This window comes from Pseudomonas sp. Y39-6 (genome assembly GCF_023651955.1).
GTDB lineage: Bacteria > Pseudomonadota > Gammaproteobacteria > Pseudomonadales > Pseudomonadaceae > Aquipseudomonas > Aquipseudomonas veronii.
Genome location: NZ_CP069594.1, coordinates 4,568,019 through 4,580,941 on the forward strand (window position 1 = coordinate 4,568,019; position 12,923 = coordinate 4,580,941).

Below are 12,923 nucleotides of genomic sequence, written 5' to 3' on the forward strand. Positions count from 1 at the left end.
GATCTGCATCAAACCCCACGGGTTTCATGCTTTCGGCCCAGAGACCATGGCGCCTCTGGCTAATGAGTCTTGCGTTGGCTGAACTTGTTCAGGTTCATCCTGCCGGGGCGCCGCTGAGAAAAAGGAACGCCAGCCCGAGGGAAATATAGACTGCCAGTAACTGCACGCCGAACCAGTCGGAGCGACCATCGTCGGCGACCTCGCTGGTAATCAGCACCGCCAGCACGAGTCCGGGCCGGAAGGCCAGGTCCATACCAGTCGGACCGATGAATAGACTGGCCAATACGAGCGTAGGGGCGACGAACAGGGCCACCTGCACGCTCGAACCAATGGCGATGGACAGCGATAGATCCATGCGATTTTTTAGTGCCGCGGAGATGGCAGTCGCGTGCTCCGCCGCGTTTTCGTATGAGCCGAAACGCATGAACAGGCTTGCCTGTCTACTGCTGTTACGCCGACTTCTTTTGACGCTTCTGCTGATACATCGCCTGATCCACCATTGTAAGAGCTTGAGAAATTCGTATCGTCTTGTTGGTCACACTCATAAATGGATGAGTGAAATAGCAATTTGGGGCCATGGCTCCCTTTTGGCGCGAATCACCCCGGCCGGAGATCACCTTTTCTATTTCCAATACACAAACGAGGCAGGCAAGCGATACGCTCTGCCAATTGGTACGTATGGTCCGGGGGACGATGCCGCTACCATGACTCTGTCGGATGCACAACAAAGAGCAATGGAACTCGCAAGCCTGCATAAAACAGGCATCAAAAACATCCGTGAACATCTTGAGTCCGAAGAAGCCGCACGTATTGCCGCACGCGACGCTAAGGTGGCACAGCTAAATGCTGAGAAAGCTACTGCAACAACCGAGCCCGCCCGCCAAGCCGCCCGTAAGAGCGTAACTGAACTATTTGAACACTGGGCCAAAGTCGACTTGATCAATCGCAAGGACGGAGGCGCCGAGGTGCGCCGAATGTTCGAAAAAGATGTACTACTGTTGGCGCCGAGGCCGAATTGGCCCAGTGGGGATGCGGACAAAAACTTGGACTGGTTATGCCGCGAAGCCCAGGCTTTCACGATACTCAATGAGACTGAGCGCGCCGAGGGAAATCTTTATACGTTTTTCGTTGTACCAGCGAATGTATGAATCCAAGGCCTGAATGAACTGCTCGATGCTCGTTGACTGCCAGTTGCGAGGATAGAACAGTTCCGTTTTCAGTCGGCCGAAGAAACCTTCACAAGCCGCGTTGTCTGGTGAGCAGCCTTTGCGCGACATCGAACGAATCAGCTTCGCATCAGCGATGCGCGATAACCAGCCGGGCCAGCGGTAGTGAGCGCCACGATCGGAGTGAACAACAGGCCGTTTATCGTTGCTGGCCACCGTTTCGATAGCGGCATCCAGCATCGTGTTCACAAGCTCGGCGTCGGGACGCGTGCCGATCGACCAACTGATGACCTTCCCATCGAAGCAGTCGATCATGGGGGACAGGTACACCTTGCCTGCCGGGATCTGGAACTCCGAGATGTCGGTCAGCCATTTCTCATTCGGAGCTAGGGCCGTGAAGTCGCGGTTGAGGAGGTTTTCCGGCGCCGGACTGATCTCCCCGAGGTAGGAACCGTATCGACGCCGTTTCGGCTTGGCGACGACTAGGCACTCCTGCTTCATCAAGCGCTGCACCACCTTCTCTGAAAGGCGCACACGCTGCCTGCTCAACGAAGCTCGCATCCGACGGTAGCCATAGCAACGATGATTGCGCTCGAATATGTCCGCCATGGCACGACGCACTTCGGTGTACTTTTCCGCGACCTGCATTCGGGCTCGATGATAGAAATAGGAACTTCGGGCCAAGCCCAACGCGTCAAGCAGCTCTAGCAAGGAGTACCTCTGCCTAAGGGCATCAGCCAGCAATGTCTTCTCCCGATTGGTCAGGACTTGCCGGTTGATGCCCGTCTCTTTTTTTATGAGTTCATTCGCCCTCATCAACAGGTCATGTTCAAGCTGCAAACGGCGAACATCGAGCTGGAGAGATTCGAGTTGCCGCTGCAACTCCTCTCGTTCCGGTGACGATGAGGGTTCAAGTCGACACTTCATGGATGGGGATACCTCTGGGCCGAGTAGCTGGTTTTTCCAGTTGTACAAGGTCGGCCTGCACACGCCCAGCTTTTGAGCCAGGGCTTTCGCACTTTCTTTTCGCGTGCACAGCGCGATGACCGCTGCCTGCTTCACCGCTGGCGGCCGGGCTAACCCGTCTGATCGACCGACAACACGCGTATGCAACTCGGGTGCATTTCGTAAATCCAGGCACGCAACGAATCCCGCACGGGGTAGCCCAACGCCTTGATGGTAGCGGCGATGTTGCGACCGTATTCGAGATAGTGCCCGACAGCCTTTTCCCTTTGGGCCAGTGAGTACTTCGACTTCGAGTTCTCGTAGCCACGCGGCAGGTCGAGGCATCGCTCATACTCTGCGTGCCAGCTCTTCAAAGAGTTCTTCGTCGGGTAGCCCAACTGACGAATAGTTGCCCCGGTTCGCTTGCCCAGTTTGATGTAGAGCTTGACCGCTCGGATACGGTCTTCGTATGAATACATGAACTACCTCCAGGTAGTCCAAGATTTCCGCCGCATCCCCCCATTCTGCCAGTACAGCATTTGCACCGAATTGCCGCCTGGTTGATGCTGCCGCTCCCCACTGCGCTAGTCGCTGGCTGATCAAGGTTGACGTGCAGCGCTTCTTCGAATCGATATCAGAAGTCGATTGCTACCGAGTGTTCCGCAGCCTCGGATAGCCATGTATTAAACGGTGAAAACGCCGTTTTGCACGCTGCCATGTCAAATCTGAGCACTGAACCTACTGCGCAAAAAAAAGATTTCAATCTCAGACGCGTACTTTTCTGTCGTGGAAATATAAGCCGACTTTTTCAACAGAATCGACCAAAAGCAGTCATTGGCCGCGTGCGAGGTTCGCACTCTTTTCCGTATAGATAACCTATGCAAACTGATTATATGTCGTATCTCAATCATAGATTTCACTGATTGCATTAGGGGGGCTATTGTTAATCCATCAGATAAACAAACAGCGCCGGACCCCTTTGGCTCGGCTATTCCTTGAACAGGAGACTAAGCATGACTGTGCAACGTGTTCTTATTACAGCAGGTGCCGGCGGTATCGGCCGTGCCATTGTCCAAGCGTTCATGGCCCAAGGCGCCAAGGTTTTTGTTTGCGACATCGATGCCGATGGTTTAACAAGGCTTGAAGCGGACTTTCCAGGCGTGAAATCCACGCTGTGCGACATATCTAATCTCGCAGACATTGAAAAAATGGTGGCCTTGGCAGCTCAAACCCTGGGCGGGTTGGACGTGCTCATCAACAACGCCGGTATCGCCGGACCTACCGCTCCAGTCGATCAGCTGGATCCGACTGATTGGGCCAAGGTCGTGCAAATCAACCTCAATGGCACGTTCAACGTGACCCACTTCGCGATTCCTCACCTGAAGAAATCCGCTGCCGGTTCGATCATCAACATGTCCTCGGTCTCGGGCCGTTTCGGTTACCCGAACCGCAGCGCCTATTCCACGACCAAGTGGGGCCTGATCGGGTTCACCAAGACCCTGTCGATCGAACTGGGCGCCGACAATATTCGCGTCAACGCCATTCTGCCGGGCGCCGTAGATGGCCCACGCTTCCAGAACGTGCTCAAGGGCCGTGCGCAACTGAGCGGTCGGAGCATCGAAGAAGAGACTGTTGCGGCGTTGGGCACCCAATCGATCAAGCACCTGGTCAACCCGAACCATATCGCGGACCTGGCGTTCTTCCTCGCCTCGCCGAGCGGTGAGTCGATTTCCGGTCAGATGCTGCCTATCGACTGCGACATGCAACACACTTCCTGAGGATAGAGATCATGAGTTTGAAGCTGCGTGACCAACTGATCGGCGCCTGGAAACTGCACTCCTACGTCGAAACACCGGTAGACGGTTCCGAACCTTTTTATCCGATGGGCGAGAAGCCAATGGGCATCATCATGTACACGCCGGAGGGCTACATGTCCGCGCAGTTGATGAAACCAGAAGGCCGCGACAAATTCGCCATCAATGACTTCTACGAAGGCACGCTAGAAGAATACAAGGCCGCCGGTTCCACCTACATCGCCTACACCGGTCCGTTCAAGGTCGATGAAGAGCACCGCACGCTGACCCACAGCATGTTCATCTCGCTGTTTCCCAACTGGATGGGCCAGACCCAGCCACGCGTCGTGAGCCTGGAAGGTGACGTCCTGACTCTGGGCACTGCAAGCCCCATCAACTCCAAAGGCAAGTCCGTCAATTCGAAACTGGTATGGCATCGCGCCAAACCTGAATAACAGTAGCGCCCCGCACGTTGTTCCTTTCATCGCCGGCTGCCCTTCTGCGGGGCAGTCAGTGAATACTTAGAGTGGTTTTTCGTAATGCACCGAATAGTGATTGTGGGTGGAGGTGCCGGCGGGCTGGAATTGGCCACCCGACTCGGTCGTACCCTGGGCAAGAAGCGCAAGGCGCGCGTGACATTGGTCGACGCGCACCTGACGCACATCTGGAAACCTTTGCTGCATGAGGTCGCCACGGGCTCACTGAACAGCACCGACAACGAACTCAACTACGTGGCCCAGGCCAACTGGAACCACTTCGAGTTTCAGATTGGCCGGCTCAACGGGCTGGATAGAACGGCTCGACAAATCAGCCTCTCGGCGACGCTGGATGAGCAAGGCAATGAGCTGGTGCCTGCGCGCGCAATGGGCTATGACAGCCTTGTGATCGCCGTGGGCAGCGTGACCAATGACTTCGGTACAAAAGGCGCCGCCGAGCACTGCATTTTCCTCGACGACCCCAAGCAAGCCCTGAACCTGCACCGCAAACTGCTGAGTCACTACCTCAGTGCCCATGCGCGTGAGGAAACGGGCGATCACCTCAACGTGGCCATCGTCGGCGCGGGCGCCACCGGCGTCGAACTGGCGGCGGAGTTGCACAATGCTGCACAGGAATTGGCCGCTTACGGACTCAACAGCATCGAGCCGCAGAACATGCGGATCAATCTGATCGAAGCCGGACCCCGAGTGTTGCCCGCCCTGCCTGAACGCATCGGCTCGGCAGTGCTGCGTGAGCTGGGAAAGCTCGGCGTCATAGTGCGCACCTCGTCATCGGTCAAGGCAATCACGGCTGACGGCATGATCATCGCCGATGGCACCTTCATTCCGGCGACCTTGAAAGTCTGGGCTGCGGGTATTCGCGCGCCGGCTTTCCTGAAAGAAATTGACGGCCTTGAGACCAATCGAATCAATCAATTGGTGGTCAAGCAAAACCTGCAAACCACCCGCGACGAAAACATCTTTGCCCTGGGTGATTGCGCAGCGTGCCCGATGGGCGATAGCAGCGATAAAAACGTGCCACCACGGGCACAAACTGCACACCAGCAAGCCTCGCTGTTGGCCACTTCCCTCAAGAATCGTCTGGAAGGCAAACCGATCGCAGACTACCAGTACAAGGACTACGGTTCCCTGGTCTCACTGGCGAAATTCAGTGCCGTGGGCAACCTGATGGGCAGTTTGATGGGCAGTTTGATGGGCAGCGTGAAAGTAGAAGGCTGGTTGGCGCGAATGTTCTACATTTCGCTGTACCGCATGCACCAGATGGCGCTCTACGGTATGTTCCGCACCGGCTTGCTGATGCTCAGCGATCGCATCGGGCGCAAGACCAATCCAAGAATGAAGTTGCACTGAAGCATTGTTACTGGAGAGGCGCATGGAACTGAGCGATATCGATTTGAATCTTCTGGTCTCCCTTGAGGTCTTGCTCCAGGAGTGCAATGTCACGCATGCGGCCCAACGCTTGAACATCAGTCAACCGGCCCTGTCTGCCCAGTTGGCCCGGTTGCGCCTGGCGTTCAACGACCCTCTACTTATGCCTGCCGAACGAGGCCGGGGCATGACGCCCACGGCCATGGGACTTTTGCTGGAGGAACCGCTGAGCACGGCGCTCAAGGGCCTCAAGCAGTTGGTCAGGTTTCAGCCCAGCTTTAACCCGCAGTTGGACTCGCGACTGTTCAATATAGCCGCCAGCGACAATGCCATGATCGCCCTGGGCACCCCTTTGCTGACCAAACTGCAAACCTTCTCCCCGCAAACGCTGCGTTTCATTTTTGGCCAGCCACAGAAGGACCAGATTGCGACACAGTTTGAACGCGGCGAAATTGATTTGCTGATCGATGACGTGCGCTTGATTCCTCAAAACATGAAAAGCCGAACGCTGTTTCGCAGTGGCTTTGTCATGGCGCAACGCCAAGGGCATCCAAGAGGCACGGCGCCTCTGGATCTTGAGGCGTACTGCTCGCTCCAGCACCTGCTGGTATCGAGTGACACCGGCAACCCGCAAGGCTACATGGACGAATACCTTTCGACCTTGCAACGCAGCCGTAATGTGGTCGTCACCCTACCCCAGCTATCGCTCGTACCGAAGACACTGCAAAGCGGCAACTTGGTTTGCACCCTGCCCGCTTCGCTGCTTGTCCACTTCGTTGATGGCCTGGATCTTTTCGAGCTGCCGTTCACTGTACCCGAGTACGTTTTGAGCGTGGCCTGGCACCCCCGAAACCACTATGACCCCGGCGTCACCTGGCTCAGGGAACTGATCCTCGAGATTGCATCGGTTTAATAGTGTTGCTCAGTACATCATGTGGGGCAGGCCAAAGAACTTGTCCAGGCTGATATTCAGTTGCAGTCCGAGTACCAGCGTGTCCGGAATATCGCGAGGCGAGGTCGGGGTGTACCGAGTGTCAGGATTGAAGGTGTACTGGATGTTGGGTAGCACCACCACCCCCGGTGATACATGAATCCCATAGTTCAACTCGACAATTTCTTCATGGGAAGAAACGTTGGAATGACCGCCCCCCACGCTACGCATGCCCGAGAGATAATCGACCTCTTTGCCGCTGAAGCGGATTTGTGAAACAGCCAGCCCCATCGTGTCCTCGTCGCGGTCTTCGAAGGAACCCGTTTTCACGAGGCCGCCCTTGACGGTGTATTGAATCGCCTCGGCGTCATCGAGGTTGTAATAGACACTGCCAAAGGCCGAGAGGTTACGCCGCGATGAAGTATCGGGACGTAGCAAGACTTGTCCTCCTGTCAGGTAAATAGCTGTTTCACCTCTCTGATTCTTGGGACTGCCACCATGCTTCCAGCGTTCGCGTCCTTCGGTGTTGAGTAACACGTCGCTGCGCCGGGCATCCAGATATGACACTCCTAAACGGTAATAACGAGGTTTTACTTCATCATTGAAGTGAGTTTCGTACCCCGTCTCGGCCATGTAATTGGTCCCGTGGATATGTTGGGTACCGACATCAAACAGCCCGGTGCGATCGTCGAACGTCGTGTCATCCGCCACAAACGCGCCTGCCTGCACGTAGGTTCGTGGGCCAGGGCTGAACTTGACGCGCCCACCCCATGAAGAAACCGGCGCCACAGCAGTTCCCGTACTTTGCGGGAAGCCATACAGCACCCCGCAGAATGCATGACTCATGAACTGGCAGGTGAGTTCGGACTGAGCAAAATAAGGCAATGCGCCCATGCGTCCGACGATCACATTCAGATCATTGTCATGGAGCAGGGAAAATCGTTGTTCCAGTGTCAAGTTCAGGAACCGCACCAGATTGAAAGGCGCGAAGTTTTCCTGAGAGTCGACGCCACCGCCAATGTACTCGTTGTTCAACCCCTTGCTGTGCAAGGCAATGACCGTCCAGTGCAATGCGGCCTGGTTCCATCCCAGCATTTTTTGCAGATCAAGATCCATACCCACCGAGGCGTACTCGGAGGCCGTTACGCCCTTGCGTAGACCTCCGCTGACGTTACCGGCGACTTCGACATTGAGCCCTGCACGAAAATAACCCCCTTCTTCGGCCGCATCATCAAAAAAACGCTTTGTCGACGATCCCATCAGTTTCGCATTGTCCGCGAGTCCCTTGCGAGCCGGGGCCGCCTGGTTTGAAGGGTCGGCAAGGGTCATGGGCTCGGCCCAGGCCTGGAGACAATTGGATGCCGCAAACGAGATGAACAAATAAGAAAGAGGCTTGAACGCAGGCAGGAAACGCACACACAAACGCATGACGATTGATTCTCGAAATATCCGTAGGCAGCCGAGGCAGAGAGAAGGAGAACGCTGAACGGGATTGAACCGTTCACCCGGCGCCGGTCGGCACCGGGTAAATATTGGGCGCCTTCAAGCCTGCGCCTTGCTCCAGTTGGAAAGGTTACGACTGAGCAGGATGGCCAATGCGGTTCCGACCAGGCAAATGACGATCGCGATGCCGAATGCGTCGCTGAAATCGCCGTTGTTCCGGGCCGCCATCGAGGCGCCAAGACGAGGACCTACCGTGGCGGCAATGGCATAACCGGTAAACATGATGCCGTAGTTGACACCGAAGTAACGGGCACCGAAGCGCTGCGAAACCATAGAGGGGAAAACCCCCATCACGCCCCCGAACGACACGCCGATGCCACAGATGGCAATGACGAAGCCCAGGGTCGATGTCGCGTTGATCAACAACAGCAACATCAGCGCGACCAGGATGAAAATGATCACCAGGGAATTCGGACATCCAATCCGGTCAGACACCGAACCCCAGATAAAGCGCCCCGCCGCGTTGCTCGCCGCATAGAACCCCACGTAGAGCGCGGCCGCACTCGAGGTGATGGCGAACATGTTTTGCCCCACTTGCGAGGCGTTGGCGGCGATCATCAAGCCGGACACGGCACCCGCTGCCATCAGGCTCAGCATCAGATAGAACATGGGGCTGGCGAGCATCTGTTTCCAGTCGGAGCCCGACGCCTCTTTGCCGGTCTTGACCGGTGGCGTCCATCCGGCTGGGCGGTAGTCGCTACGTGCCGTGCGAGAAATCACGCCACAGATGATCGCGATGACGATAAAACCGATACCCAGTGTGCGCACGGTCGACAGCACACCCTGACTGTCAATCATGGCTTGAGCCAGCGGTGCAGAGATCAACGCCGCCGCACCATTGCCCGCTGTCACCAGACCTGTCGCCATGCCACGCTTGTCGGGAAAGTAACGTGCCGCATTACCCAGCGCACCGGCATAGGCCACCGACATACCGACGCCACCCACCACGCCATAGCCCAGATACAGGCCCGTCAGCGAAGAGAAATAGCCCATGCCCACGTAAGCCAGACCAAAGAGGACACCACCGACCAGAATCGCTTCACGCGCGTAACCCTTATCGACGATCTTGCCGGCGATGATCATCGGGATCGGGCACACGGCGGTGCTGATGGTGAAGGCCAGGGAGATTTCTTGCGGCGTCCAACCTCTTGCCAGAGCAAGGGGCCCTGCCAGTACGCTGAAGGCATAGATGGAACCCGTGCACAGTAAAATCAATACTGCTGCGGCAATGTTTATCCAGCGGTTGGCGGTCAAGTAAACGTCCTCTCCAGTATTGCGTTCAGGCACCTGAAACATCGAGCGGATTCATGCTCAAAGCATTCCCCTCCCCTAAACGTGTGCTCAGAGGCAGGCGCGATGGTTTGACAGGTGTGACCCTATGTCGCCTTGCAAGACGCTCAAGACTGTCTGCCGGGGCTTATCGTGAGCGGCACCTTATGCCTTATCGAAAGTTCCATAAAACAATCCGCGGCTATATGTCGCATATGGAATTTGGATAGGTCTTCGAGTGGCAGGTGGCGCCTGGCATGGCGGGGCAGTGATCGAGGAAGAGCCTGTTCGCAAAAACCAGGCAAAGCGCTGTCGAAGCCGGCAGCGCCCGGTTTTGCTGGGGGTTGAATCAGATACGTTTGAAGAGTGCCGAGCGCTGGCTGGTATCACCACCGTCGGCGGCGCTGTAGAAACGCTCCATGAAGATATCACGCTCGAACAGCCGTCCCTGCATCAGGCACGTGACGGCGGCGTCGATCATCGGCGGCGGCCCGCACAGATAAGCCTTGTTGGCACTGAAGCGACCGTCGAAATGCTGCTTCGCGGCGTCATGCACAAAGCCCTTGAACCCTGTCCATTCAGGATCCTCCACCGCCTGACTGAGGGCCGGGACATAGGTGAAGTTGGCGTGGTCCCGGGCCAGTGCCTCGAACAGTTCGCGGTTGTACAGTTCGGCACGGTTGCGCGCGCCCTGGAACAACACGATCTGCCGGGTATCACCGGCCTGCAACAGGTCGAAAATCATCGACTGCGGGCTCGACAGCCCGGAACCACCTGCGATAAAAATCAAGTCGCCAGGCTGAGACGTGCGCACAAAGAACTGGCCGTAGGGTCCGGACAATTCCACCGCATCACCCACCTTCAAATCGTCGTGAATCTTGCCGGTGACCAGCCCGCCGTCGACCCGGCGTACATGCAGTTCAACTTCATCGGCGCGGCTCGGTGGATTGGCCAGCGAGAAGGCCCGTGTGCCTTCAACCCCAGGCAGTTGCAGGTTGATGTACTGTCCGGACTGGAACGCCATCGGCCGATCGAGCTTGAGGTGCACGCCCTTGATGGTCGGCGACAGGTCCACCAGGGCGCTGACCACCGCCCGGTAGTCTTCGACAGGATGGCCGAGGAAATCCGGGTCCGCGTCGATATCGGCCTCGATCACCATGTCGCTCTGCGGGATCGCACAGCACGCCAGGACCTTGCCTTCATCGCGCTCGATATCCATCAGCGCAAAGGGCGACGCCGCGCCAAGATCCACTTCGCCTTCCAGCACCTGGACCTTGCAGGTGGCGCAGGTGCCATGGCCGCAGGCAAACGGCAGCCACACACCCTGGCGCAATGCAGCCTGAAGGATGGTCTGCCCTTCTTCCACTTCGATTTGCTCGCCAGTGGGTTCGATGGTTACTTGGAAGCTCATGGCGGTGTCCTCAGTTGAAGCTGCCGGCAATGCCGTTCAAGCCAGGGGTGTTGAGGTGCAACAGACTCTTGTGGTCGATGCCGTTGGCGATCAGGCTCGCGCCGTTGTCCGGGGTGAATGGCCGATCGTTGAGGCGCCACAGTGCCTGGCTGAAGTCGATCCGTGCTGTATCCGGATGCTGGGCAATCGCTGGCTTGACCACCTGTTCGATGAAATCGCCGAACAGCATCGCCGGTGGCAGCGGGAAGGTCAGCGGGGCGCAGAACATCAGGTGTTTTTCCCAGCACAGGTACACCAGTTGCAGGCCACGGAAATTTTCCTGGCGGTCCAGAGGTTGGGCGTCATAGGCGCCGATGGCAGTTACAGGCATGATGGTTTTCCTTATTGTTGTCTGTTTGGGGAAGCAAGCCCGCAGGCTTGCTTCGGCACGCAAAGTCAATGTTCAACCGGTCTTGAGCAGGTCCGGGTCCACCGGGGCGGCCGGCACACTGTTGCGGTCGTTGGGGTGCCAGTCCTGCCAGCGTCGATGTTCGGCGGAACCGAGGTATTCGCAGTTGTCCTCGCCGGGGTTGATGTTGTAGTAGTCGCGTACCACCGACTCGACATCCTCGCCACCGCAATTGCCCTGCAGGATCTGGTGCACCGGTAGCCAGGCCTGGATGTACTTGGTCGGCTCGTATTCGAAGATGTCGCAGCAGCCCTGGGAGCAGAAGTGATAACGCTCGCCTTCGTGCTCGGTCGCGCGATGGCTAAGGGTGGTCTGGTCATCTGGCTCGCCGAACGACAGCGGGATCTGGCAGATCTGGCAGAGCATCGGCAGGGTCGGGTTGTAGAAGCGCTCGCCCTTCTCTTGCAGTGCGCGCCAGTGCTCGAAGCGCGGGCGATAGATCTTGTCGAAAGTGTCGGGATATTTGGATGACAGCCAGTCGAGCTCTTCGTCGGTGGGCATCCAGGTGTGGAAGTTGGTCGCCTGGCTGTATTGGTAAAAGATCGACCAGGCCTGATGGCTGACGTGGTCCTTGCCGATCTTGGCCTCTTCGACGTGCTTGGGCGGACGTATGCCGTAGCGTTCCAGATCCTTGAACAACGCGCCACCTGCGTCTTCGAAATACACACCCCAGGCTTCGGACCACGACATGACCTTATTGGGCAGCATGTAGTCCATCATCATCCCCACCAGCGTCAGCAGGCGGTAGCCGCGCCAGAACCACTTGTCGATCCAGCGCTGGATGATCGGCACGTTGTCTTCGTGCTGTTCGAGCAGGAACTTGATCACTTCAAGACCCAGGGTCATGTGCCGGGCTTCGTCGGACTGCGCGGAGAAACCGAAGGTCACCGTGGCCATGTCGCCGTTGAACGCCGCGCCTGACATGAACGGCACGAACAGCAGGTTGGTCAGCACGTACTCGAACGAAAACGAAATCGCCGTGAGGAACTCGAACGGGCCGGCCGTGCGCGCGTCCTCGAAGAACGACTTGGGCACCGAGAGGAACCACAGGCGGTCATGCATATGGGAAAAATCATGCAGGCCGTTGAAGTGTTTGTTGTAGTGACTCATGGCGTGGATCTGGGTCTGCACGTGGCGCAGTTCATCGATGGCCTGCATCTGGCAGGCGATCCGCGCTCCGGCGCCGCTGAATTGCCGGCCAACCCGGGCGAAGCCTTGATAGGCCTGGTATTCCAGCGGCGTGATGCCCGACAGAAACAGCTTCAGCGCGTTGACATAACGGGCATCGGAGAGCGAGGTATGGCCGTTGTTCTGCGAGAACGCATCGAAGATCGCATAGAGCTTTTTCTCTTTCTCGGCCTGGTATTTCCAGTAGCTGTCCATGGTCAGGCGGAACGGGTCTTCCCACTTGTCCCAGTCGGTGATCTTGATACCCTCGAAGCGCTCATGCGGATAGATATCCTCGTGGGTCTGGTAGCTGGGCTCCCAGTCCAGGTCACGGGTCATGCAGCGGTATTTCTCTTTGGCATTAAGGCGTTTTTTCACGGCCATGATGGCACTCCCGAATTCTTGTTATGGATCAAACACGCAAT

At 57.1% G+C, this 12,923-nt stretch carries 12 protein-coding genes; 5 read left to right on the forward strand and 7 right to left on the reverse strand.

Features of this window, described 5'->3' with window-relative positions; genetic code table 11:
- Window positions 1–94: 94 nt before the first annotated feature.
- On the reverse strand, window positions 95–424 hold the full coding sequence (locus JN756_RS20595; RefSeq protein ID WP_201021231.1) for a calcium:cation antiporter family protein: 330 nt from the start codon (window positions 422–424) through the stop codon (window positions 95–97).
- Here JN756_RS20595 and JN756_RS20600 point away from each other — a divergent pair.
- On the forward strand, window positions 423–1,148 hold the full coding sequence (locus JN756_RS20600; RefSeq protein WP_201021232.1) for an Arm DNA-binding domain-containing protein: 726 nt from the start codon (window positions 423–425) through the stop codon (window positions 1,146–1,148). The genes JN756_RS20595 and JN756_RS20600 overlap by 2 nt on opposite strands.
- Here JN756_RS20600 and JN756_RS20605 read toward each other — a convergent pair.
- Window positions 1,053–2,590, reverse strand: a protein-coding gene (locus tag JN756_RS20605) for an IS3 family transposase (protein WP_201021233.1) whose coding sequence is annotated in 2 segments (ribosomal slippage) — window positions 1,053–2,281 and window positions 2,281–2,590 — 1,539 coding nt in all. Because the reading frame shifts where the segments join, the coding sequence is not laid out codon by codon here. The genes JN756_RS20600 and JN756_RS20605 overlap by 96 nt on opposite strands.
- Before the next feature lie 534 nt (window positions 2,591–3,124).
- On the opposite strand from JN756_RS20605, the gene JN756_RS20610 reads away from it, so the two are divergent.
- The 4 genes from JN756_RS20610 (at window position 3,125) to JN756_RS20625 (ending at window position 6,682) form a co-directional block, all read left to right on the forward strand.
- Complete coding sequence (locus JN756_RS20610; protein WP_201021234.1) at window positions 3,125–3,889, forward strand: SDR family oxidoreductase; 765 nt, start codon at window positions 3,125–3,127, stop codon at window positions 3,887–3,889.
- A gap of 11 nt (window positions 3,890–3,900) precedes the next feature.
- On the forward strand, window positions 3,901–4,359 hold the full coding sequence (locus tag JN756_RS20615) for a lipocalin-like domain-containing protein (protein ID WP_201021235.1): 459 nt from the start codon (window positions 3,901–3,903) through the stop codon (window positions 4,357–4,359).
- An 84-nt stretch (window positions 4,360–4,443) separates the two neighbouring features.
- Window positions 4,444–5,751 (forward strand): NAD(P)/FAD-dependent oxidoreductase, encoded by a 1,308-nt coding sequence (locus JN756_RS20620; RefSeq protein ID WP_201021236.1) that lies wholly within the window; start codon window positions 4,444–4,446, stop codon window positions 5,749–5,751.
- 22 nt (window positions 5,752–5,773) lie between these two features.
- Window positions 5,774–6,682: a LysR family transcriptional regulator gene (locus JN756_RS20625; protein WP_201021237.1), complete on the forward strand. Its 909-nt coding sequence runs from the start codon at window positions 5,774–5,776 to the stop codon at window positions 6,680–6,682.
- A gap of 9 nt (window positions 6,683–6,691) precedes the next feature.
- On the opposite strand, the gene JN756_RS20630 is transcribed toward JN756_RS20625, so the two are convergent.
- The 5 genes from JN756_RS20630 to JN756_RS20650 form a co-directional block, all read right to left on the reverse strand.
- Entirely contained in the window at window positions 6,692–8,029 is a 1,338-nt protein-coding gene (locus tag JN756_RS20630; protein WP_201021238.1) for a carbohydrate porin, read from the reverse strand.
- 213 nt (window positions 8,030–8,242) lie between these two features.
- The gene (locus JN756_RS20635) at window positions 8,243–9,457 is read right to left on the reverse strand and encodes an L-lactate MFS transporter (protein WP_236255048.1); all 1,215 of its coding nucleotides are present in this window, start codon (window positions 9,455–9,457) and stop codon (window positions 8,243–8,245) included.
- 364 nt (window positions 9,458–9,821) lie between these two features.
- A complete protein-coding gene (locus tag JN756_RS20640) occupies window positions 9,822–10,883 on the reverse strand; it encodes an NADH:ubiquinone reductase (Na(+)-transporting) subunit F (RefSeq protein ID WP_201021240.1) in 1,062 nt (353 codons plus the stop codon).
- A 10-nt stretch (window positions 10,884–10,893) separates the two neighbouring features.
- On the reverse strand, window positions 10,894–11,253 hold the full coding sequence (locus JN756_RS20645; RefSeq protein ID WP_201021241.1) for a phenol hydroxylase subunit P4: 360 nt from the start codon (window positions 11,251–11,253) through the stop codon (window positions 10,894–10,896).
- A gap of 72 nt (window positions 11,254–11,325) precedes the next feature.
- Entirely contained in the window at window positions 11,326–12,882 is a 1,557-nt protein-coding gene (locus tag JN756_RS20650) for an aromatic/alkene/methane monooxygenase hydroxylase/oxygenase subunit alpha (protein WP_201021242.1), read from the reverse strand.
- Between the last annotated feature and the right edge of the window lie 41 nt (window positions 12,883–12,923).